The organism is Pedobacter agri (assembly GCF_032678665.1).
Classification (GTDB): Bacteria; Bacteroidota; Bacteroidia; order Sphingobacteriales; family Sphingobacteriaceae; genus Pedobacter; species Pedobacter agri_A.
Map to the genome: position 1 here is coordinate 51,774 of NZ_JAVTSH010000005.1, position 25,679 is coordinate 77,452.

Below are 25,679 nucleotides of genomic sequence, written 5' to 3' on the forward strand. Positions count from 1 at the left end.
TGGCGTGATTAATTGAATGGGATTTTGATAACGTTGAACGAAAATGGTTTTAAGGTGGTATTTAATTTTTTGCCTTTTACGCTAATTGCGGATATTTTCGGGCTAACAGCGCCAGGATTTTCGAAGGAGTTTAATTGGTTGAGGTTAGCACTAAACAGCTCATCAATTGTGCCTTTGCTTTTCAACTTCGTTTTTCCTTCCAGATCGAAATCTACCTTTTGGCTTTGATCGGAGTTGTTTGCAATTTTAATAATCAATTGTTTTTTACCCTGATCCACTACGGAAGAGGCGAAAAGCCCATTTTGCCCAATGATATTTTTTTCATCGAGCGTGATGGAAACCACATCAGTTCCTTTATTGGTAGAAAACAATTTCTGAACATAATAGTCCGGCGTTCCGTAAGATTGCAGATTATCAACCCAAATCATATCCGGAGCCCATTGCCAGCCATCAATATGGGCAAAAAGCGGTGCATATGATGCCATTTGAACCACATCAGCATTGCGTTCTAAACCCGTCATTAACGATGCTGAAGCCAGTGCGCTCTGCCAGTTGTTTCGGTTACTTCCAATTACATTTTTATCGGCATGAACGGCATACTCGCCAACAAAAACCTTGGTTTCATTTCTAGGATAGTTGTCATAACGACCAGCGTTTTTCAAAAACCAATCGGCCGGGCGGTAATAATGTTCATCAATAAAATCGGCTTTATTTTCACGTAGTGATGTGTTGAGTAAATTAAAACGATCGCCTTCAGGATCTGTCCCTGAACTATTGATCAATTTAAAATCAGGGTATTTTGCCTTAATTGCTTTTGTGAAAATGGCTAAGCGCTCCAGATATTGAGGCCCCCAGTTCTCATTGCCAATTCCCATCATTTTTAAATTAAAGGGTTTTGGGTGTCCAAGTTCAGCTCTTTTTTTGCCCCAGGTTGTGGAGCTATCGCCGTTTGCAAATTCAATTAAATCAAGTGCATCCTGTACATAAGGATCAAGTTCATCCAGCGAAGCCACTTCGCCTGTATTAAACTGACAAGCCATTCCACAGTTTAGAATCGGTAAAGCATCTGATCCAATATCTTCAGCCAATTGAAAATATTCAAAAAATCCAAGTCCGAAAGTTTGATAATAATCTGGCGCAGGGCGATGCGCAAATTCTGTATTCCATCTGTTGATGAGCAGTTTTCGTTCTTCAATAGGGCCAATGGTATTTTTCCACTGGTAACGATTGGCAAGGTCTGTTCCTTCCACAATACATCCGCCAGGGAAACGAATAAAGCCCGGCCTCATATCGGCTAAAAGCTGAACCATATCTGCCCTTAAGCCCTGTTTTCGGTTTTTCCAGGTATCGCCGGGAAATAAGGAAATCATATCTAAATCAATATTTCCCTTCCCTTGAAATAAAATAGAAAATTTTGCTTTCGCATGGGTTTCGGTGGCGACAAAACTAACAGACTGTTTTTTCCAGTCGCTGCCAGTTCCTTCTGGTGTGAAAGTACCCTGGCCGATTACTTTTTTATCAGCATCTTTCAATAGCAAAACCATTTTTACGCCCGGTTGCAACTGGCGATACATCACCGAAAAATCGTAACGCATCCCTTTCTTTACACCAATACCTTTGAAACCTTCATTAATCAGTTCAAAATCGTCAGTTAATTTTTTAATTTGAAGGTATCTCGGATTTGCGGCGTTAGCTTCCTTGCGATTGACGACCAAAACTTCTCCTTCCTGTGGCTTTTTTCTCGAAACCGACCAGCCCATCAGGGGTTTTGCAAACTCAAATGATCTGTTTTTAATTAACTCGGCGTAGATTCCGCCATCAGCTCCAAAATTAATGTCTTCAAAAAACACGCCCCACATATTAGGCTGAACTTTTGCAATGGATTGATCCATTTTAACTTTAATAACCTTTGTTTGTGCATCAGAAGTAAAGGCGAAAAATGCTGTAAAACATGTGAATAACACACTTTTTATAGGGGCATGGAATCTCATCGTGATAATATTTGGTCGGTACTATTTGTAAAAGTAAAATTTTTAAGGAGATAAACGTTATTTGTACGATTATTTTTTTTTATTGATCGTATACTAGAATATTATCATCGATATGCTAATCAATCACCCGTCATTTAGCTGAAAGATTCGTATTTCGTAACATTTATGTGGAAGAGCTGTTTTTGGCCGGCTCGAATGCGCTCAAATCATTATTGTAGCATATTAACATCAAAATGCAGGATACTACAGGATGCGAGTTCGTGATTTAGTCTCTAAATTGTCGAATCGATGATCATCTCAGCCCATTATTAGGCAGTCATCGCCACTAACCAATATCATTTTATGAGGCTCCGTTATTTCAATTTTTTTGTAATGATGATCTGTTATTGTGCGAATTCCTATGCACAAAAACCAGCATTAAGCAAAACTTTGTGGTATAAAAATCCAGCAAAAAATTGGGATGAAGCTTTGCCGATTGGCAATGGAAGATTGGGCGCCATGATATTTGGAAGCGTTGAGTCAGAACTCATTCAGCTCAACGAAGAAACCCTTTGGACAGGCGGACCAGCTGATCCAAACCCAAATCCGGGAGCCGCTCAATATTTACCACAAGTAAGAAAATTACTTTTTGCCGGGCAGAATGGTGAGGCCGTAAAACTGATGAAAAAAATGCAGGGGCCAAATACCAATATGTACCAGCCACTGGCAAATCTTATTATCAAACAAAAACTTGTTGGAGCGGTAAGCGGTTATAACAGAACTTTGGATATTTCTACTGCCATTGCCACAACATCATTTGATGCAGATGGCGTTCACTTCAAAAGGGAAATTTTCTCCTCATTTCCTGATCAGGTCATTATCATTCGGTTAACTTCAAGTAAAAAGGCAGCCCTTAACGTGAATTTCGGTTTAAATCATGAATTAGAACATTCGGTTAAAACGGAAGGAAATAATCAAATTGTACTGAAAGGAAAAGTCCGTATCACATCAGATGAACGAAGAAATCAGAAGCCATTAATTTATGCAGATAGCCTTCATCATAATGGAATGCGCTACCAAACCAGGCTAAAAATTATTAAAACCGATGGCAAATTAAGTACCGATAGCTTGTTGAATGTTAATGGCGCTTCGGAAATTGTGTTGATGGTTTCGGCCGCGACCAGCTTCAATGGCTTTGATCAATATCCTGATAAAGATGGGATTGATGAAAATTCAAAAGCAATAAACTATTTAAAAACTGCGGAGAAAAAGACCTTTGATGCACTCAAAAATGCCCACGTTAGCGATTACCAAAAGTATTTTAAACGTCTGTCAATTTCTATTAATGACGCGGGTGATTCATTGGCAAACATCACTACCGATGAACGCTTGAGCGATTACAAAAAAGGCAAGCCTGATTTTGGTTTAGAAGCGTTGTATTTTCAGTTTGGAAGATACCTGCTGATTTCCTGCTCACGTCCGGGTGGTATTGCCGCCAATTTACAAGGAATTTGGAATGCATCCATCCGGCCATCATGGCGCAGTAATTATACCACCAATATTAATTTACAGATGAATTACTGGCCGGCAGAGGTCACTAATTTATCGGAATTGACGGAGCCATTGATTACACAAATCAAACACATGGCAATCAATGGAGAAAAAACGGCAAAAAATTATTATGGCGCCAAAGGTTGGGCATTGCATCATAATTCAGATATCTGGGCGCAAACCAATCCTGTTGGCGAGGGCACTGGCGATCCCAAATGGGCAAACTGGTCTTTGGGCAGTCCATGGCTTTCTCAGCATTTATATGAACATTATCTTTTTTCAGGGGATAAAAAATATTTAAAGGAAACGGCCTATCCATTAATGAAAGGTGCTGCACTTTTCAGTTTGGATTGGCTGGTAGAGAAAGATGGTTATTTGGTTACTGCACCTTCAACCTCTCCAGAGAACAGCTATCTGCTGCCTGATGGGAGCAAAGAAGTTGTAACTATTGGTTCAACAATGGATCTATCCATCATACGTGATTTGTTTAACAATATGATTGACGCTGCTAAAGTTCTAGGCATCGATCACGAATTTGCAACTCTTCTGAAAACCAAACGCAATCAGCTTCGTCCACTTCAAATCGGGAAAAAAGGCAATTTGCAGGAATGGTATGGTGATTTTGAAGATGTAGAGCCTCAGCACCGACATGTTTCGCATTTGTTTGGCCTGCATCCTGGAAGAGAAATTTCTCCTTTGATTGATACCGTGTTTTCGAACGCCGCCATTAAAACATTAACCGTTCGCGGAGATGAAGGCACAGGCTGGAGTAAAGCCTGGAAAATTAACTTTTGGGCAAGACTGCTTGATGGAAATCATGCTTATAAAATGTATCAGGAATTGCTTAAAAACTCCACATTAAACAATCTTTTTGATACACACCCACCATTCCAAATTGATGGCAATTTTGGTGCAACTGCTGGTATTGCTGAGATGTTATTGCAAAGTCATTTGGATAATGTACAGCTATTGCCTGCGCTACCGGATGCATGGAAACAAGGTTATGTTAAAGGATTGGTTGCCCGTGGTGGCTTTGAGGTAGATTTGTATTGGAACGATGGTAAGCTTACAAAAGCTTCGATTCTATCTAAAAACGGAGGACAATTAAACCTTTTAACCCCAGTGAGGCTCAAAGCTGAAAACGCTACAACAGCTGAGCTTGGTCAATACTATAAAACTACAATCGAAACAGTGGCCGGGAAGGTATATGAAATTGCCGTTGAATCTAATTAACCTCAAATGAATATCAAAAGCGCACTTTTTTTTATCACAATTAGCATTTGTTCGCAATTCAGTTATGCGCAACAGCAGTCATTAAGTACTGCAGCAGATGCTAAAACAATGAAACTTTTTTTCGAAAAAGTTTACCTTCAAACAGACAGAAGCTATTACAGTGCTGGTGAAGATGTTTGGTTTAGTGCCTATCTGGTAAACGGAAAAAGTACAAGCCTTACTTCGAGCAGTGCAAATTTATATGTAGAGCTAATTTCTGCAGATTCGAAGATTCTGGATAAAAAAACCATTCTATTGAACAAAGGTTTAGGTCATGGAGATTTTAAATTAATGGATTCTATCCCGACAGGGTGGTATAACATTCGTGCTTACACCAATTGGATGAGAAATTTTGCGAATGAATTTGTGTTTCAGAAAAGCATTTACATCACTAATAATTTGAAAGAAAATGCCACCTACGCTACCAGGAATGCAGATAAAAAAGCTGCAGGTATCGCCGAAAGCAGGCAGCAAAAAACAATTGCTTTTTTCCCAGAAGGTGGCGCATTGGTAGAAGGCATAAACAGTTTGGTGGCTTTTAAAACAAATGACGATTTGGGCATTGGATTAAAAGCATCGGGCACTGTTATTTCCAGCAGAGGCGATACGGTAACGAGTTTCCAGAGCACTGAGGCGGGTTTAGGGCTATTTACCTTTATACCTAAAGCAAACGAAACCTATAAAGTAACGGGTTTTTACGGGAAGGAAAAGTTTTCTGCAGTGTTGCCGCAAATCTTAAAAAAAGGTTTTGCACTCCATATAACCAGCGATTCACTGAATATAAAAGCCGCGATAAGTGCCAATGATCCAATGTTCAAAGAGATGAACGGGAAATCCTTATCCATCATCATCAAACAGGCAGGAGAAACCATTTATTCAGGAAAGGCAAATTTAATTAAGCCAACCATTGCTGTTTCCATCCCTAAAAAAGGATTTAATTCAGGTATAGCGGTCATTACATTGGTAGATGATTTAGGAAAACCGCACTGTGAACGTTTGGCTTTTATTGAGGGAGAGAGAAAGGTAAATTACAGCATCAGGCCTAATAAAGCGGTATATAAAGCCCGTGAAAAAGTAATCCTGAATGTAAAAGCAACAGATATATTTGGTTTGCCTGTAAAAACGAGTTTTTCTTTAGCAGCTGTTGATGGTTTGATGCCTGACGATGGAAATAATATTGTTTCCTATCTGTTACTGCAATCTGAAATTAAAGGGGAAATCAAAAATCCTGACCAATACTTTGATGTTAAAAACCCATCGCGATTAAAACAATTGGATTTGCTTTTGTTAACGCAGGGTTGGAGAAATTATTTATGGCGAAGATTGGCTGATACCACAATTAATGTGAAATACTTGCCCGAACCTGGATTAAGCATAAAAGGTTTTGTAAGGGAAAAAGTTGGCAGCAACCCACTTCCAAATATGAATATTACATTGTTTGGCTCTGGCTTTACTGGCAATAAACTCTTCACCACTAAAACAGACCAGAACGGAACTTATAGTGTTGATGGTTTAAAGTGGTATGGCAATCAGTCAATAAAAATTTCTTCACAGGATGAGAAAGGAAAAAAGGGTGGCTGGCTTCAGGTTGATTCAATAGCGAAACCACTATCAATTACCTTCAAAAACGGCTTACAAACTTTAGCCAAAAACATCGATGCAGAAATCAGTAAACGGGTAGATTATAATCGCAGTTATAAATTCGGTGATTCGATTACACTAAATGATGTCAACATCAAATTGCAGCAGGAAGCTAAAAAGGTGGTGCTTTTTGATCAAACGGTGATGACTTTTGGTTATCCGGAGCAGGTTTTCAATATCACATCTGCCGATTATTCATTTAATGGGTTAGAACACTTTTTACTCACTAAAGCACAGGGCGCTTATCCTTTAGATGATGCAGACCCCGCAAGTTCTGAAGGGATTGCTTTTATCTCTAACGGTAAAAAAATCCGCCCAAGGATCAGGATTAACAATAGAGAAGAATTGGTTGGCGATAGATTAGATTACTATAGCTTAACGATGGATAAAATTACCCAGGTGAGGATTCAGCATTTAATTGACAATGAAAATAAAGATGTTTTCTTGATTAGCTTAAACCTGAAAGACGATGCACTTGGGGCAACAAATCTTCATCTCCTAAACCTAAACTTAACTGGTTATTATACCGCAAGAGATTTTTATTCTCCTAATTACAGCAACCCGGCAACCAAGAATAAAGATTTAAGAACCACTATTTTTTGGGCGCCCAAATTAGAAACAAATACCAAAGGGGAAACAAATGTTATATTTTATAACGGCGATAATAAAGGTACTTTTTTAATTAAAACCGATGGCATTACCGAAAAAGGAACGGCAATTTCAGCCAAAAGCACTTATGTGGTTCAATAAAATTTAAACACCAATAAACCTACAATTGATGACTTATAAACCAGCTGTTTTCAACTTCAGCTTTCTGCTTCTGATAATTATATCATCATTGCCTGCTTTTGCCCAGCGCCAAATGGAAAAGTTGGGAAGGGGAGTAGTTGCTGTTCGGCAGGGTGCTGATTCTGTTTTTGTAAGCTGGAGGATTTTAGGAACAGAACCCGATGATATTGCCTTTAATCTTTATCGTAAAACCGGCAACATAGCCGCGTTAAAACTCAATAAAAATCCAATAACTAAGGGAACGAATTTTCAGGATGTAGGCATTAATCCCGAAGTGGAAAACAGTTATTTTGTAAAAGTAGTCAAACATAATCAGGAGGAGGAAGCAAGCAAACCGTTTACACTTAAAGCTAAAACTCCGGTTCAGCAATACCTTAATATCCCGCTAAAAACCCCTGCTGGCTACACGCCAAATGATGCTTCTGTTGGCGACCTTGATGGTGATGGAGAGTACGACATTGTTCTGCATCAAACTGGTCGAAGCCGGGATAATTCATCAAACGGCATTACCGATCCACCTATTTTTCAGGCTTATAAAATTGACGGAACTTTTTTATGGGAAATTAATTTAGGTAAGAATATTCGCGAAGGTGCGCATTACACACAGTTTATGGTGTATGATTTGGATGGGGATGGAATTGCTGAGTTTGCCTGCAAAACGGCTGATGGAACCGTTGATGGTAAAGGAAAAGTAATCGGCGATTCGACAAAAGACTATCGGAATAAAAATGGAAGAATACTGGAAGGGCCTGAGTTTTTCACTGTTTTTAGCGGAAAAACCGGAGAAGCTTTAGCGACTACAGCCTACCTTCCTGAACGCGGAGACATCGGCGCCTGGGGCGGACGAGGTGGCAACGGTAAAAACGACAATTCTGGCAACAGGGTCGATCGTTTTACGGCTTGCATCGCCTACCTGGATGGCATTCATCCGAGTGTGGTCATGGCCCGTGGTTATTATGGGCGCACCGTTCTAGCCGCATGGGATTGGCGCAATGGGAAACTCACTTCCCGTTGGGTGTTCGATTCAAAAGAAGGAAAAAATCCCTTTTCCGGAATGGGCAACCACAACTTAAGCGTAGCTGATGTGGATGGCGATGGAAAGGATGAAATCATATTCGGTTCGATGTGTGTGGACGATAATGGCAAAGGTTTGTACACTACGGGTTTGAGGCATGGTGATGCTTTACACGTTTCAGATCTTGATCCGGAAAGGCCAGGGCTGGAAGTATTTGGCGTTCATGAAATAGAAGAAGGAACTAAAGGACCGGGTGCTGCAGTTTACGATGCCAAAACCGGCGAAATTCTTTGGCATGGATCGGATGATGAGGATGTGGGTAGGGGCGTTGCCGATAATATCGACAATACCCGTGTTGGTGCGCAAATGTGGTGGTCGGGCTCAAATGGTTTGTTTGATATCAAAGGCAACAGAATTGGCGAGCAACCCCGCTCTACCAACTTTTTGATTTATTGGGATGGCGATCTCTCTCGCGAACTTTTGGATGGAAATCATATCGATAAGTACAATGGTGGAAGACTTTTAACAGCCAACGGAGCAATCGCTAATAACTGGACAAAATCTACCCCGGCCTTAAGTGCCGATATTTTTGGCGATTGGCGTGAAGAACTTATACTCCGTTCTTATGATAACCAAAGTTTAAGGATTTATACCACAACTATTCCAACCGAACACCGGAACTACACCTTAATGCATGATCCGCAATATCGTTTAAGTATTGCCTGGCAAAATGTGGGCTACAATCAACCGCCTCACACTGGCTTTTATTTTGGCCATGGAATGAAGAAAGCGCCGAAACCAAATATCACACTTGTAGAACCTCGTAAATAATTATACCTGATGATTAAATCTCTAAAAATAACCTTTTCTATAGCTTTATTATTCCTGCAATATGCTGTGTTTGCCCAAACAGCTAAGCAAGTAAGGGTCATCAATAATTTTGATCACGATTGGGCATTTATTCAGGAAGATGCTAATGGTGCAGAGAAAACGGATTATGATGCTTCCAAATGGAGAAAACTTAATGTGCCACATGATTGGAGCATTGAAGGCGCCTATGATAAAGCGAATCTCACTGCCCGTGGCGGCGGATATCTTCCCTCCGGCATAGGTTGGTACCGGAAAAGCTTTAGTCTGGATGAAAGTTTGTCGGGCAAGAAAATCGCAATTGAGTTTGATGGTGTAATGGCAAACAGCGACGTCTGGATCAATGGTTTTCACTTAGGGAAACGTCCGTACGGATACATCAGCTTCAACTACGACTTGAGCAAGCACCTCAATTTCGGGAAAGGCAAAACCAACATCATTGCCGTAAAGGCCGATAATACGGTTCAGCCTGCATCACGTTACTATACAGGTGCTGGCATTTACCGGCATGTTCGTCTGGTGGCTACCGATCCAATCCATATTGATAACTGGGGCGTTTTCATTACCACGCCAGAAGCTTCTGCGCAAAAAGCTACGGTAAAAGTGCAAACCGCAGTTTCAAACGAGTCTGCCAAAGCTGCGCAAATTACGGTAGAAACTTCTGTGTTGGATGGCACTGGAAAAGTGGTTAAAATGGTTCAGTCTAAACAATCAATCGCGGCAAATCAATCCATCAAACTCGATCAGTCTATTGAGCTAAGTAATCCGAAACTTTGGAATGTGGAAACGCCAACCCTATATCAAACACTTACAAAAGTGATTATGGGAGGAAAGGTTATTGATGATCAGCGTAACTCATTCGGAATCCGGACTTTTAAGTTTGATGCGGCTACCGGGTTTTGGCTAAATGGCAAAAACTTTAAATTAAAAGGCGCTTGTTTACATCACGATGGAGGCGCAGTAGGTGCTGCCGTTCCGTTAAGTGTTTGGGAATTTCGTTTGAAAAAACTACAGGAAGCTGGAGTAAATGCCATTCGTACGGCTCACAATCCAGTGGCTCCAGAATTTCTCGATTTATGCGATCAAATGGGCTTTTTGGTGATGGATGAAACTTTTGATACCTGGACATCGGCTAAAAATAATGGCGAAAAAGGTTACAACCGCTTTTGGAAAGAATGGTGGGAGCGGGATACCAGAGATATGGTGTTGAGGGACCGCAATCATCCTTCCATTGTAATTTACAGCGTAGGTAATGAAATTCACGATAATTTAGATAATCCCGAAGGATTTAAAAAATATAAAGATCAGCAGGATTTAGTGCATCAGCTAGATCCGAGCAGGCCAGTTACCATGGCGCTTTTCCGACCTGCAAATTCAAAAGTTTATACCAATGGCTTTGCCGAAACAATGGATGTTGTTGGTCAGAATTACCGTGAAAATGAATTGGTTGCTTTGCATAACCAAAAACCTAATTTAAAGGTAATCGGAACGGAAAATACACATGTTATTCAGCAATATTTAGCCCTTCGGGATAACCCTTTCATGGCGGGTCAGTTTTTATGGACAGGCTTTGATTATTTGGGTGAAGCAGATTGGCCGCAAATTACCAATGGCCAGGGATTGTTTGATCGCATTGGTAACTGGAAACAGCAAAGTTTGCAACGTCAAAGCTGGTGGTCGGAAAAGCCAACAGTGCATATTGTTAGGAAGGAAGATAATGCAGGAGCCGGCGATTGGATTGGCAACTGGACACCGACTGATTTTGATACCTATGATGATGCGAAAGTTGCCATTTACAGCAATTGCGATGAGGTTGAACTGTTTTTGAACGGCAAATCACTCGGCAGCAAACCCAAACCTGCTGATGATTCTCCGCGATTATTTGATGTTACTTTTGAAAAGGGAACGATAAAAGCGGTAGGCAGAAATAAAGGTAAAGAAGTTGCTTCAGAAGAATTGAAAACTGCTGGGCCACCCGCTAAAATTGTGTTAACAGTTGATAAAACTAAAATCAAAAATACCTGGGATGATGTGGCTTTTGTAACGGCAAAAATTTATGATGAGAAAGGAAATTTTTGCCCTAATGCCGATCAACTGATTAAGTTCACCATTTCAGGTACAGGCGTGATTGATGCAGTTGATAATGGAAATATCGCGAGCCATGAAATGTATAAAGCACAACAAAGACATGCCTATCATGGTGTGGTTATGGCGAACATCAAAGGAAATGCAGCTGGAAATATTGAAGTAAAAGCATCAGCAGAAGGATTAGAAGGTGGAGCAATAAAACTGGAAGTGATCAACAAATAAAATCTGAGTTAAATATCAAAATGAAATCAACATCAATAAAACTATGGGCAGCTGCGGCGATACTTATTATCGCTTCAGCCTTTATTAAACCCGAAAAACCGGCACTTCATACCATCGGCGATTCTACGGTGCGCAATTCAAACAAAGAAACCTGGGGCTGGGGCACACCCATCGCCGCACTTTTTGATACCACCAAAATTCATGTAGAAAATAACGCCATGGCCGGAAGAAGTACCAGAACATTTCTTTCAGAAGGAAGATGGGATAAAGTTTTAGAAACATTAAAGCCAGGCGATTTTGTAACCATGCAGTTTGGTCATAACGATGGCAGTGAGCCCGATACCACAAAAGCAGGCAGACGTGGCGTGTTGAAGGGAACCGGAGAAGAAACAAAAGTACTGACCTGGCCTGATGGAAAAGTGGAAACCGTACATACCTATGGCTGGTATATTCGCAAATTCGTTCGCGATACCAAGGCAAAAGGCGCAACGCCAATTGTGGTTTCCATGATTCCCAGAAATCAGTTTAAAGATGGTAAAGTGCTTCGTGCTGATCAAAGTTTTGGAAAATGGGCTGCTGAAGTGGCACAGCAGGAACAGTCTTTTTTTGTCGATTTAAATAAAATTACCGGAGATAAGTATGATGCCATGGGGCCAGAAAAAGTAAAAGCATTTTTCCCCGGCGACCATACACATACCAATTTAGAAGGAGCGAAACTAAATGCCCAATCAGTTGTAGAAGGCATTAAAAAGTTGAAAAACTGTAAACTGAAAAAATATCTATTATAGAGTTAAATTGGCTGTGTGAGATGAAGATTGTTGTCCGAAGATCATAACATCGCCCAGTTTGAAGATCTATATCATCTAGCCCAAAAAATAATAAATTCATGAAATCAAACAGAAAATATTTAAGCCTGATCTTATTAGGTGCCTTTACCATCTTTTCATCCTTTATTATTTTGAAGCAAAAGGAGAAACCAACCTTATTTTTAATCGGCGATTCTACCGTGAAAAACGGAAAAGGCAAAGGAGATGGTTCATTATGGGGCTGGGGAAGCTTCATTGAAAACTTTTTTAATACAGATAAAATCAATGTGGAGAATAATGCCTTAGGTGGAACAAGCAGCAGAACTTTTCAAACAAATGGTTTATGGGATGCAGTTTTGGCAAAGGTTAAAAAGGGTGATTTCGTAATGATGCAGTTTGGACATAATGACAGCAGTCCGCTGGATGATACTGCCCGTGCCCGTGGAACCATAAAAGGCATCGGAATGGAAAGCAAGGATACTTATAATCCCATCAAAAAGAAACAGGAAATAGTTTATACTTATGGTTGGTACATGCGTAAGTTCATCAACGATATTAAAGCAAAAGGCGCAACCGCAATTGTCTGTTCTTCCATTCCAAGAAATCCTGTTAAAGAAGGTAAAGTAGTTTTGGTTAACGACAGCTACGCCAGCTGGGCACAAGAAGTTGCCAAGGCAGAAAAGGTAGATTTCATTCCATTGAATCAGTTAATTAAAGACAAATACGCAGTATCAACCGCTGATGAAGTTAAAAGCTATTTCACAGAAAAAGACCATACGCATACCAATGAGGCAGGTGCAAAAGTAAATGCAAACTTGGTGGTTGAAGGCTTAAAGTCATTGAAAAAAAACAAGTTAAAAGCCTATTTGAAATAAAGATTTATTTATCAACCGCGGTTTATAAGTTCTTTCCTTGAAAGGAAATAGCATTTTTGCAGGACACTACAGGTTGCCCAAAACCATTTTTAACCCTATTATAGTGCCTTTAACCAGATATACAGAATGCTTTGGCATTCAATTTGAATAAAATTATGCAGATAAAGGTATTATCGTTTACCAAATGGATAGCCACAGCTATTTGTTTCATTGTCCTATTTTCCACCCCTGCTGTAGGGCAGAGCATCTCTTTGAAAGGAAAATGGAGATTTAAAACAGATGCGGCAGATGAAGGTGTCAAAGCCAGATGGTATTCAACTTCCTTACCTGAAACCATCAATTTGCCAGGCTCGATGGCCGAGAATTTGAAAGGTGATGATATTACACTTAAAACAAAATGGACCGGAAGCATTTACGACAGTTCCTATTTTTATCATCCCCGATTGGAAAAATACCGTAAACCCGGAAATTTAAAAATCCCTTTTTGGTTAACGCCTGCAAAACATTATACGGGTGCCGCCTGGTACCAAAAAGATGTAGAAATTCCAGCAAATTGGAAGGGCCAACGTGTCGTTTTATCTTTAGAGTACCCACATTCTGAAACCCGGGTTTGGATTGATGATGTAGAAATTGGCACACAATTCACATTCGTGGTGGCACAAAATTTTGAACTTCCGGCAAACTTAAAACCCGGAAAGCATACCATTACTTTACTAATTGATAATAGAATCAAAGCCATCAACGTGGGGCAAGATTCGCATAGTTTAACAGATCACACACAGGGAAACTGGAATGGCGTAGTCGGTAAGATGTTTTTAAAGGCCGGCTCGCCCGTATATTTTGAAGATATCCAGGTTTATCCTGATTTGAAGAAAAAATCAGCAACGGTAAAAATTGAACTGAAAGCAGGAACCGGTGTTGCTTCCAGTGGAAAAATTACCTTGTCGGCAAAAAGTTTTAATACGAAAGATATTGTTGATGTAAAGCCAATCACGGTTCCTTATCAAATTAAAAACGGAAAGGCTAAGCTGGAAATCAATTTGCCAATGGGCGCAAAAATAGTAACCTGGGATGAATTTAACCCTGCTTTATACCGTTTGACAGCTTCTTTAATTGCTAAAGATGGTAAAAAAGATAGCAAACAGGTGCAGTTTGGGATGCGTGAATTTAAAGCAGTGGGCAGAAGTTTTGAAATTAATGGCCGGCCGGTTTTTTTACGGGGAACGGTAAATAACTGTGAGTTTCCGTTAACGGGTTATCCGGCAATGGACGTTCAGGCCTGGGAACGAATATTCAAAATTTCTAAAGCACACGGTTTAAACCACATTCGTTTTCACTCCTGGTGCCCGCCAGAAGCAGCATTTATTGCTGCAGATTTAACCGGATTTTATTTGCAACCCGAAGGACCAAGTTGGGCCAACCACGGTTCATCCATTGGCGATGGAAAACCCATCGACCAGTTTATTTATGATGAAACCAATCGCATGACCAAAAATTACGGGAATTATGCATCGTTTTGCATGATGGCTTACGGTAACGAGCCACGCGGCAGGCAAGTAGAATATTTAACCAAATTTAATAATTATTGGAAAGCGAAAGATTCGCGGAGACTGTATACCGGTGCATCTGTTGGTGGAAGTTGGCCCGTTATTCCGAATAACGAATTTATGGTGCGTGCAGGAGCAAGGGGTTTAGACTGGGGTAAAAAACCCGAAAGCATTTCAACTTATGCGAAGCAGATTGAACAGTTTACAGTTCCCTTTGTCGCACACGAAATGGGACAATATTGTGCATTTCCAAATTTCGGGGAAATGAAAAAATACACTGGCGTTTACAAACCTAAAAATTTTGAAATGTTTCAGGAAGATCTGGCAGATCACGACATGGCCGATCAGGCCAAAGATTTTTTAATGGCTTCAGGAAAACTTCAGGCGCTTTGTTATAAAAATGAAATAGAAAAAGCCTTAAGAACACCAAATTATAACGGTTACCAGTTGCTTTCTTTAAACGATTATCCCGGGCAAGGAACTGCTTTGGTTGGCGTTTTAGATGCTTTTTGGGATGAAAAAGGTTACATCACGGCAAAGGAATTTAAACGTTTTTCTAACAGTACAGTTCCTTTGTTAAAGGTTCCAAAATTTGTTTACACCAATAATGAAACATTTGCGGCTAACATCGAAGTGGCGCACTTTGGTAAAACACCTTTAACTAACGCCAAATTTTTGTGGACGATAAAAGATGAATCAGGAGCGGTGTTTGCGAATGGAAATTTCATTCAACAACGTGTGCCGGTTGCAAATGGAATTAATATCGGAGATATCAGTTTTAATCTGAACACCATACAAAAAGCAACTAAATTAAATATTGAAGTAACCATCGAAGGTACCGAATTTGCTAACGACTGGAATTTCTGGGTATATCCTTCAGCACTTCCAAAAGTTAACGCCAGTTTCTATTATACCGATCAACTCGATGAAAAGGCTAAAAAAGTATTGGATGAAGGCGGAAATGTCTTTTTAAACGCTGCAGGGAAGGTGATCAAAGGAAAAGAAGTAGTACAAACATTTTTGCCGGTTTTCTGGAATACCTCATGGTTTAAAATGCGCCCACCGCATACTTTGGGCATTCTTTGCGATCCAAAAAATCCTGCATTGGCTCAATTCCCAACCGAGAATCACAGCGATATGCAATGGTGGGAAATTGTAAATAAAGCTCAGGTGATGAATCTCGAGGATTTTCCAAAAGGCTTTAAACCCATTATTCAACCGATTGATACCTGGTTTTTAAATCGTAAACTGGCTTTGGTTTTAGAAGCAAAAGTGGGCAAAGGAAAATTAATCGTATCAAGTGCTAATTTAAATCCCGATTTGAAAGACTCACCAGCGGCACAGCAGCTTTATTTTAGTTTGCAAAATTATATGATGTCTGATCAGTTCAATCCAAAATATGAAGTGGCATACAATACTGTTAAAGATATTTTTGAAAGTCCATCTAAAATCCAGTTCGACACTTTTACGAAAGATAGTCCTGATGAATTAAAACCGAAACCAAAAACGAATTAGTCACCCGAGAAATATCAGCACAGAATCAAACCATTCATTGCAATGAAGAAATTTATATACAGTTCCGCCTTGTTAATTGGCTTATCAAGTCAGTTGCTTTTCGCTCAAAAACTTCCAAATAAAAAGGAGGTTTTGAAAGCTTTAAAACTAACCAATACTTATTTTATGAATAAGTGGCCAGATGCCGGAAAATCGATTATCACCAATAAGGAAAGACCAAGTAACCTTTGGACCAGGGCTGTTTATTACGAAGGATTAATGGCTTTACACCAGATTCATCCGGAAAAGGAATATTATGATTACGCGGTTCAGTGGGGAGAGAAGCACAAATGGGGCTTAAGAGATGGTGTGAAAACCCGTGATGCGGACAATCAGGCTTGCGGACAAACCTATATTGATTTGTACAATATTGATCAAAAACCAGAGCGGATCACAGCCATCAAAGCTTCGATGGATGCAATGGTAAAATCAGGCAAGGTTGATGATTGGACCTGGATTGATGCCTTGCAAATGGCTATGCCGGTTTTTGCCAAATTAGGGAAACTGTTTAATGATAATAGCTATTATGATTACATGTACAAAATGTATTTGCACAGCAAAAATGTTCAGGGTGGCGGATTGTACAATGCTAAAGATGGACTTTGGTGGAGAGATAAAGATTTTGTTCCGCCATATAAAGAGCCTAACGGTGAAGATTGTTATTGGTCTAGAGGAAATGGATGGGTAGTGGCGGCTTTTGTGCGTGTGTTAGAAACCATGCCAAAAGATGCTGCAGGTTATGATGAATATTTAAAAACCTACCATGAAATGATTAAAGCTTTGGTTCCTTTGCAGCGCACTGATGGTTTTTGGAATGTAAGTTTGCATGATCCCAATCATTTTGGTGGAAAAGAAACATCGGGAACTGCATTGTTTGTTTATGGAATGGCCTGGGGTGTAAATCAAGGCATATTAGATAAAAAAACATATTTGCCCATCATTATAAAAGCCTGGAACGGGATGGCAAAAGAATCCGTTCAAAAAAATGGCTTTTTAGGTTTTACGCAAGGAACGGGTAAAGAGCCAAAAGATGGGCAGCCGGTAACGTACACCAGTAAGCCCGATTTTGAAGATTATGGCTTAGGTTGCTTTTTATTAGCAGGCACTGAGGTATACAAATTGAAAAAATAGCCACAACTATTACAAAGAATATGTTTAAAAAATATCTCGCTTTTGCCTTTTTTCTGGTAACGTTTACAGCTTCCTCGCAAACCATTGGCGACTATAAAAATGGTTTCAAAAGAGACGGAAATGCTTTATCATTTTCAACCACTCGAGGCGAAGTAAAGCTAGATTTTTGTACTTCTGAAATGTTTCGGATCAGATCGAGCTGGAGCGGAAAGTTTGAAGCCAATGAAAATTTGATGGTGATTAAATACAACTGGCCAAATGTTACTGCAAAAGTGGAGGAAAAAAAAGATCAGTTTATCATCAGCACTGCAAAAATTTTAATCAAAATAGATAAAATGCCTTTTAAAATTAATGTATTTGATTTAAAAGGAAAGCTTTTATCTGCTGAAAATAACGGTGCCATTAGCAAATCGGAAACTAAAGTTGGCGTAACTAAAAAGCTTCAGGCCGATGAACATTTTTTTGGTTTTGGCGAACGGATGGATTTTATGGATCGCCGGTTTAAAAAAGTGACTTTAAATGTTGGTCGCGGAAAAGGTTTGCCACATGCTATTGGCGCTTACAATATATTAGAAGCCAATTACTGTCCGGTTCCTTTTTTTATGAGTACAAAAGGTTATGGCATTTTCTTCCATAATTCTTTTGCTACAGAGTGGGATATGGGCTCATCGAATAAAGACCAGTATAGTTTTAAAGCAGCTGATGGTGAATTGGATTATTACTTTATTTATGGTCCAACCTTTCCAGCAATCTTAAATTCATATACTGCTGTTACAGGCAAATCGCCCATGTTGCCTCAGTTTGCGCTGGGTTTACATGCCGGTACTTACAGTGGCGGAACCTGGGGATATGAGGAGAAAACCTCAGATCAATATGTGGTGGAATTGGCCAGGAAATATAGATCACTTGGTATTCCGGTAGATTTACTTTGGCTTGATTCTACCTGGAGATTATTTGGCGAAAAAGGAGGCAAGGGTGCCACTTCTTTCGAATGGAGGGAAAGCTTTAAAAACCCGAAAGGCATGTTTGATAGCATTTACGCCATGAATTATAAAATGGTGGGTTTACACTTGCGCCCGAGGTTTGATAACGCAAAAAAATTAAACCTGTTAGATCAGGCACAACAGAAAGGATTTACTTATCCTGAAAACGGTAAACCCGGAGAATTTGTGAACTTTTTTGATGAAAAGGCTACACAATGGTGGTGGGAAAACGGTGTGATGCGGGTGGCCAAACTGGGCGCTAAATTTCTAAAAACTGATGAAGGAAGTGCTTTTGGTGCGTTAGCAAATGAGAGTGAAAAAGTTGGTCCAACCGGGAAGGACGCAGAACGTTTACATAACCTGTTTCCGGTAGCCTATGCAAAAGCCCCGTTCCTCGAATTTGAAAAGTTTAATGGCTTTCGCGGTTTAAACCAAACCCGCGAAGGTTATTCAGGTATTCAACGTTATCCTTATATTTTTGCCGGCGACTGGCCGAGTGAGTGGCAATATTTTGCGCCTGTAATTAAGGCAGGTTTGAATGTTGGCCTTTCTGGTGTGGGTTCATGGGCACATTGCATGGGTGGTTTCGAACACCAGGCCGATCCGGAATTATACATCCGCTGGGTTCAGTTTGGCATGTTTAGTCCCATTGCGCTTGTTTTTGGAATGGATCATCCAGGTTATAAAGAACCCTGGAATTATGGTGACCAGGCCTTGCAGAATTTCAGAAAATACGATTTGTTACGTTATCGTTTATTCCCTTACCTCTATACCAGCATGCATCAGCAGTACGAAACTGGTACACCGATGATGCGGGCTTTGGTCTTAAATTATCAGGATGATGAAAATGTATACGAAATTGGTGATCAATATATGTTTGGCGATAACTTTATGGTGGCTCCCGTAACTACAAAAGGGGCTATTACCCGCTCCATTTATCTGCCGGAAGGAACCTGGTTCAATTATTACACTGGAGAGAAGTTTGCCGGTAAAAGTTATCATCATGTCGTAGCCCCGTTAGAAACTATTCCACTCTTTGTTAAGGCTGGAAGTATCATCCCGATGCAACCTGAGATGATTTATACTGGTGAAAAACCTGTTGACGTGATCACACTGGATGTATTTCCATTTGGTGATTCTAAGTATGAGCTTTATGAGGATGATAACCTGAGTGCAGATTACAAAACAGGAAAATTTGCGGTTACGAAAATTACTTCTTCACTGAAAGAGAATGCACTGGAGTTAAATATTGCAAAGCCAGAAGGTTTGTTCAAATCCAGTAAACATCGTTATTTAGTCAAAATTCACTGGAATGGTAAGGCCGCACCAAAATCAATTTTAGAGAACGGCAATAAGGTAAATCTGGTAAATGCAGTTGAGCAATTGAATCAAAAACCAGGCTGGTTTTATGAGGAGAAAAGTCATGTCATTTGGATAAAGTCTGTTGGTGATAATGGTAATAGTGTCAGTTTGAAGGTGAATTAATGTGGAGGATGAATAGGTGAAGGATGCTTCGTTCCTCAGCATGACAGCGAGCGTGTTGTCATCCTGAGACACGAAGGATCTGCAAGCGATAAAGAATAAACGGTGATAAACTGCTACCGAATGGGAAGTAATAGCGCAATAGCAGTAATTAATAGGTAAACGATGCTTCGTTCCTCAGCATACAGCGAGGGATTTAAACAAAAGAAACAAATGAAAATTGCATTTAAAATGAAACTCAAACCTGGCTTTAAGGCTGAATATAAAACTCGTCACGATGCAATTTGGCCAGAATTGGCTGCATTGCTTAAAGAAAATGGCATCAGTGATTATTCTATTTTTTTAGATGAAGAAACCGATACCTTGTTTGCTGTTCAACAGCAAAACGGAAGTTCTTCGCAAGATCTGGGCAGCACTGAAATTGTTCAGAAATGGTGGGCTTACATGGCCGATATTATGGAAACGAATGCTGATCAATCGCCCATCTCCATTCCCTTAAAACAGGTATTTCATTTAGATTAACGAACATGTATACAAAACGATTTTTCTCGCTGCTTTTTATTGGCATTTCATTTTACCACATCTCTAATGCCCAAGTTCAGGCAAAAAAGGCTGTAACCTGGCCAAAGGTAGAAAGCCAGATGAAACCATGGACCAGGTGGTGGTGGATGGGAAATGCAGTAGATGAAAAAAACCTGAACATCGTTTTGCAAAAATATGCTGCTGCAGGATTAGGTGGAGTAGAAATTACACCCATTTACGGTGCTGTGGGTTACGAAAAACAATACCTGTCATTTCTTTCGCCTCAATGGATTGATGCATTAAATTATACCGTAAAGCGGGCCAATGCGCTTGGTATGGGTGTTGACATGAATACTGGTACTGGCTGGCCTTTCGGCGGACCACAGATTAAGCCAGAAAATGCAGCAACAAAATTAATTATTCAGGATTACAAACTAAATGCTGGTGATAAGCTTACGGAAGCTATAAAGGTTAAAGAAGCTAAGCAAGATTTTGCCAGACTTCAGGCAGTAACGGCTTACGGGCCAAATGGCGAAACAGAAGACTTAACGGCATCTGTAAAACAGGATGGAAGTTTAAGCTGGTCGCCAAAATCGGGTGTTTGGCAAATTTATGCAGCATTTGCAGGTAAAACCCGCCAAATGGTGAAACGTGCTGCCCCAGGTGGCGAAGGTTTTACGCTTGATCACCTCGATAAACCTTCGGTGGATGTTTACCTGAAAAGATTTACAGACTCGTTTAGAAACAAGCCACAAGGTGTAAGATCATTTTTTAATGATAGTTACGAAGTTTATGGCGCCACCTGGACGCCGAGTTTTTTTGCCCAATTTAAAAAACATAGGGGATACGATTTATCTAAACATTTGAAGGATTTGGTAAGCAAAGACTCAACAGATGGAAATATCGCCCGCTTGAAATCTGATTATCGCGAAACAATGGATGAATTGTTGCTGGATAATTTCACCAATAACTGGACAAACTGGGCACATGGCTTAAAATCGTTAACTAAAAATCAATCACATGGTTCGCCTGGAAATTTACTTGACCTTTATGGCGCTGTAGATATTCCGGAAACAGAAACCTTTGGCTCAAGTGCATTTGACATTCCAGGTTTAAGAAGAGATCCTGCCGATATCCGAAATGTAGATCCTGATCCAATGATGAGTAAGTTTGCATCTTCGGCGGCTCATACTGGTGGTAAGAAACTGGTCTCATCTGAAACTTTTACCTGGCTTACTGAACACTTTAAAACTTCATATTCGCAATGCAAACCGGAGGCAGAACAATTATTTCTATCTGGTGTGAACCATATTTTTTATCATGGTACTACAAATTCACCAGAGAATGTACCCTGGCCAGGCTGGCTATTTTATGCCTCAGTTGAAATGAATCCAAACAACAGTTTATGGCCACATGCACAGGGATTAAACCAATACATCGCCCGTTGCCAATCCATTTTGCAAGCTGGAAACGCTGATAACGAATTGCTGATTTATTGGCCGGTTTATGATGTATGGAACAAAGCGAAAGGATTGGATATGGCTTTGAAAGTGCATGATGTTGATGATTGGTTGCATCCCACTGCTTTTTACAAATTGTCAAAAGATCTGGCAAAATCCGGTTACTCATTTGATTTTGCTTCTGATCGGTTATTGGCTAAAACCAAAGCTCAGAACAGAGCAATTCTTACTGCAGCCAGTGCATCTCCATACAAAGTTTTAGTGGTACCTTCCTGCAATTTGATGAATCCCGAAACCTTGGATAATATCCTACAATTGGCCAACAGTGGTTCAACCGTTATTTTCCAAAGCCTACCTCAAGATGTTCCAGGATTAAATAATCTGGAAGCCAGAAGAAAAAAACTCAAAAGTAGTTTGTCCATTTTAAAGAATATCAATTCCCAAAACGGAATTAACATTAATGAGATAGGGAAGGGGAAAGTCATTATTGCCGCTGATGTACAAGCTGCACTTGTTCAAAATTCCATCAAAAGAGAAGCTTTAACAGATTCGGGTTTGCAATTTATCAGAAGAAAAATAAACAACGATACCTATTATTATTTAGTAAACCATAGCTCAAAAAATATCGACACACAAATTCCTGTCAATGCCGATGGTAAAGCAGTTATCCTGGATCCACAAAGTGGATTGATAGGTTCAGCAGCGATGCAGGGTAAAAATGTTCGTGTTCAGATCAAATCCGGCGAGGCACTGTTTTTAAATATTTCTAAAAATCAACCGCAAAATATTGCGTGGCAGTATTTAGATAAACCGAGTCAACCCTTTGCCCTTACTGAGCCATGGCTGTTACATTTTACTGCAGGTGGACCAGAACTTCCAGGCGATCAGAAATTAGATCAACTGGTTTCCTGGACAGCCTTAGAAGATCCTAATGTAGCGGCTTTTTCGGGTACTGGCGTGTATACTTCTCAGTTTAATCTAAAAGCAAAAACTGCCAAAGAATATGTTCTCAATTTACACCAGGTAGATGAAAGTGCACGTGTCTGGATCAATGGCCAGGAGGTAGGTATTTTATGGAGTATTCCATTTCAGGCCCGTATTGGAAAATACTTAAAGCAAGGAAATAATACCATAAAAATCGAAGTCGTAAATTTGATGGCAAACCGTATCCGCGATATGGATATTAAAAAAATTGAGTGGAGGAAATATCATGAAATCAATTTCGTGAATATTAATTACAAAGATTTTGATGCCGCTAAGTGGTCTGTGATGCCATCTGGGCTAGTTGGTCCGGTAACGATAACGCCTTATTTGTAATATTTTCAGTTTTATTTTCAGAAATTTTAGCGAATTAATACCTGTTTTTAAAATTTCCTAGGATAAGGTAAATCGATTTATATCAGCATTCAGCCTTGTCATTGTTTTTTATGATAATATTTTATAATAATGACAGGATGGTACAGGATGGGAAAAATATGTACGGTATATATCTTTAGTAAAGTTTACTAACCAAATAATCTTTAACCAAATATTTTTAAACAACGTTCGTTAACCGAATTTATGCAATAAAAATCTACACGTTTTTTTAGCCGCTTTCACATAATTTCCCCGATCCATTCGTAGTTAATTTTTGCATTTTAGTTTTATGGCCGTTCGCATCCAATAAAATTACTATGAGTAAAATTTTACCAAAATTTTTAATCGTCATTTTGACAGTTATTGTTTTCCTGAGCAGTTGCAGGAAAAAGGAATTTGATGAATTTTATGGTCGCCCGGAAAATTTAGGTGACCCGATTTATCAACAACTCCAGACCAAAGGTAATTTCAGCAGGTTTCTGGAATGCATCGATAAGGCAGGTTATAAGGAAACCCTTAGTACTGCTGGTTCATGGACGGTTTTTGCACCTACAGATGATGCTTTCAAAACCTATTTGCAGGAAAATTCACTTACAGAAATCAGTGCAGATCTGGCCTCGAAAATTGTACGTTATTCAATGATTTACGATGGTGAAAAAACAGAGAAGCTCAGCGATTTTTTCTCCGTAAAAGGATTTATAAAAAATACAGCTTTTAGAAGAAGATCAGTTTATTACGATTTCGTATACGATGAAAAAGATAATAACGGTAATCCGATTAAAGCAATTGCAACAAACCGTAACGGGAATTATTTTGCCGGCGATTTTAACAATAAAAGTGTAACCTACTTTTTAGCGCCTTTCATGGCTTTTTCTGGCTTAACCGCAGCCGATTATAATTTCTTTTATCCAAACATTGCGTACAATGGCGCAAATATTGGTGCTGCTCATATTCTACCAAATCAGCAAAATATTATTGCAGAAAATGGAATTATCCATGTAATCGACAGGGTTTTAACGCCTCCATTAAGTATCGATCAATACCTTACTTCGAAGCCAGAATACAGCACGTTCAAAAGCCTGCTGGATAAGTTTGTAACTTATGGCTTAAACACTGATATCTCACACCGTTACGAGGTATTAACGGGCAAAGCGGCTAACGTGTATGTGAAAAGCTATAGCTCATTATTGGGTTTTTCGCCAAACAATGAAAACTTTTTAAAGGTAGATGCCAACGATGCACAACAAGGCTCGTATAGCATTATTGCGCCTTCAAATGCCGCTGTTGATGCTTATGCAAAAGCTGTATTGCTTAAGTATTGGAGAAAAAAGGGCGTGAGAACTTTAGATGAACTTTATGTTGTTGCGCCTGATTTAATCAGAGATTATATCAACTCTCATCTTTATAATACTACTGTTTGGCCAAGCAAATTTTCGATTACACAAAACGTTTTGGGTGATGTGACTAAACAAACCACCTCTGATATTACCGATAAGCAGGTATTAAGTAATGGTTTCTTTTATGGCTCTAATAAAAGTCAGGATGCAAGTGTGTTTTCTACTATTTACGGCAACGTGAATCTAGATCCTGATTATATCATCATGAAACAGGCTCTGTTGTATTTCAACTTAACCATTCCGCTTAAAACACAATCCATCCGCTACGTCATCATTCCTATTCCTGATGTAACTTTGAAAAAGATGGGATTTTCTTACGAGCCATTTTTTGTTAGTCAACCTATCCGTGGTGACTTACAGGCATTAAGACGGATTTTACAAACCCATATCATCCCACTGGGAAACAGGGCCATTCCTGATTTTAGAGGTGGAGCCGGAATTTTAGAGACTTCAAACGGAGAATATATTAAATACAACAGGGGAACATTGCTTTCTGCAGGTACTCAGGATAGTTTAGTGGTTGCTAAACAAACCATCCCGGTTGATTCGATCAGCACAACACCGGTAAACGGCGCAGCGGTTTATGGAAAAGAAGCATTAACCTACACTGCTTTAAATGTGGGTAAACACATTGAAAAATATGGTACACTTCCAACAGATCCGTATTATAATTTCTTTCAGTTTTTAGCAAATAATACAACGCTTTACAACAGAACTACCGGAGCGATATCAGGGCTAACAGATGGTGTAAGTTATACGGTTTTTATTCCAACAAATGCTGCAATTGTAAACGCAGTGAAAGCGGGTTTGTTACCAGGAAATATAACTACGGGTGTTCCAAATTTTACAACTACAGATGGGGCTTCGGTAACTTTAATCAATAAATTTATTCAATACCATATCATCAACAAAAGTACCGTGGTGAGTGATGGACAAAAAGTTGGCGAGTTCGAAACGCTTCTCAAAAGTGATTCTGGTGATGCATCAAAAATCAATGTGATAACAAATACCACAACAACACTTTCGCTTCGTGATGTGACGGGCGCAACCGTAAATGTGTTATTGGGTACTAACGATAGGAGTAACGTACTATCCAACAGAACCGTTATCCATCAGATCAATTCTTATCTAAAATATCAATTCTAACCAAC

The 25,679-nt window shown here is 39.6% G+C and carries 13 protein-coding genes; 12 read left to right on the plus strand and 1 reads right to left on the minus strand.

Going from position 1 to position 25,679, the window contains the following annotated elements; translation table 11 throughout:
* Nucleotides 1-8: 8 nt before the first annotated feature.
* A complete protein-coding gene (locus R2Q70_RS11605) occupies nucleotides 9-1,991 on the minus strand; it encodes an alpha-L-arabinofuranosidase C-terminal domain-containing protein (RefSeq protein ID WP_316807740.1) in 1,983 nt (660 codons plus the stop codon).
* Nucleotides 1,992-2,363: 372 nt separating this feature from the next.
* Between R2Q70_RS11605 and R2Q70_RS11610 the strand changes: the two genes are divergently transcribed.
* From R2Q70_RS11610 to R2Q70_RS11665, 12 genes are all read left to right on the plus strand, one after another.
* Nucleotides 2,364-4,754: a glycoside hydrolase family 95 protein gene (locus tag R2Q70_RS11610; protein WP_316807741.1), complete on the plus strand. Its 2,391-nt coding sequence runs from the start codon at nucleotides 2,364-2,366 to the stop codon at nucleotides 4,752-4,754.
* Nucleotides 4,755-4,760: 6 nt separating this feature from the next.
* Nucleotides 4,761-7,184 (plus strand): MG2 domain-containing protein, encoded by a 2,424-nt coding sequence (locus R2Q70_RS11615; protein ID WP_316807742.1) that lies wholly within the window; start codon nucleotides 4,761-4,763, stop codon nucleotides 7,182-7,184.
* Nucleotides 7,185-7,212: 28 nt separating this feature from the next.
* Entirely contained in the window at nucleotides 7,213-9,069 is a 1,857-nt protein-coding gene (locus tag R2Q70_RS11620) for a rhamnogalacturonan lyase (RefSeq protein WP_316807743.1), read from the plus strand.
* 9 nt (nucleotides 9,070-9,078) lie between these two features.
* On the plus strand, nucleotides 9,079-11,415 hold the full coding sequence (locus tag R2Q70_RS11625; protein WP_316807744.1) for a glycoside hydrolase family 2 TIM barrel-domain containing protein: 2,337 nt from the start codon (nucleotides 9,079-9,081) through the stop codon (nucleotides 11,413-11,415).
* Nucleotides 11,416-11,435: 20 nt separating this feature from the next.
* Nucleotides 11,436-12,203, plus strand: coding sequence for a rhamnogalacturonan acetylesterase (locus R2Q70_RS11630; protein WP_316807745.1), 768 nt, complete (start codon nucleotides 11,436-11,438; stop codon nucleotides 12,201-12,203).
* A gap of 98 nt (nucleotides 12,204-12,301) precedes the next feature.
* A complete protein-coding gene (locus tag R2Q70_RS11635) occupies nucleotides 12,302-13,096 on the plus strand; it encodes a rhamnogalacturonan acetylesterase (RefSeq protein WP_316807746.1) in 795 nt (264 codons plus the stop codon).
* A gap of 155 nt (nucleotides 13,097-13,251) precedes the next feature.
* A complete protein-coding gene (locus tag R2Q70_RS11640; RefSeq protein WP_316807747.1) occupies nucleotides 13,252-16,158 on the plus strand; it encodes a sugar-binding domain-containing protein in 2,907 nt (968 codons plus the stop codon).
* Nucleotides 16,159-16,200: 42 nt separating this feature from the next.
* Nucleotides 16,201-17,328, plus strand: coding sequence for a glycoside hydrolase family 88 protein (locus tag R2Q70_RS11645; RefSeq protein WP_316807748.1), 1,128 nt, complete (start codon nucleotides 16,201-16,203; stop codon nucleotides 17,326-17,328).
* Nucleotides 17,329-17,348: 20 nt separating this feature from the next.
* Complete coding sequence (locus R2Q70_RS11650; protein WP_316807749.1) at nucleotides 17,349-19,796, plus strand: glycoside hydrolase family 31 protein; 2,448 nt, start codon at nucleotides 17,349-17,351, stop codon at nucleotides 19,794-19,796.
* Between the two features lie 210 nt (nucleotides 19,797-20,006).
* The gene (rhaM, locus tag R2Q70_RS11655) at nucleotides 20,007-20,315 is read left to right on the plus strand and encodes an L-rhamnose mutarotase (protein ID WP_316807750.1); all 309 of its coding nucleotides are present in this window, start codon (nucleotides 20,007-20,009) and stop codon (nucleotides 20,313-20,315) included.
* Between the two features lie 5 nt (nucleotides 20,316-20,320).
* Nucleotides 20,321-23,092, plus strand: coding sequence for a glycosyl hydrolase (locus R2Q70_RS11660; protein ID WP_316807751.1), 2,772 nt, complete (start codon nucleotides 20,321-20,323; stop codon nucleotides 23,090-23,092).
* A 356-nt stretch (nucleotides 23,093-23,448) separates the two neighbouring features.
* Entirely contained in the window at nucleotides 23,449-25,674 is a 2,226-nt protein-coding gene (locus tag R2Q70_RS11665; RefSeq protein WP_316807752.1) for a fasciclin domain-containing protein, read from the plus strand.
* The last annotated feature ends 5 nt before the right edge of the window (nucleotides 25,675-25,679 follow it).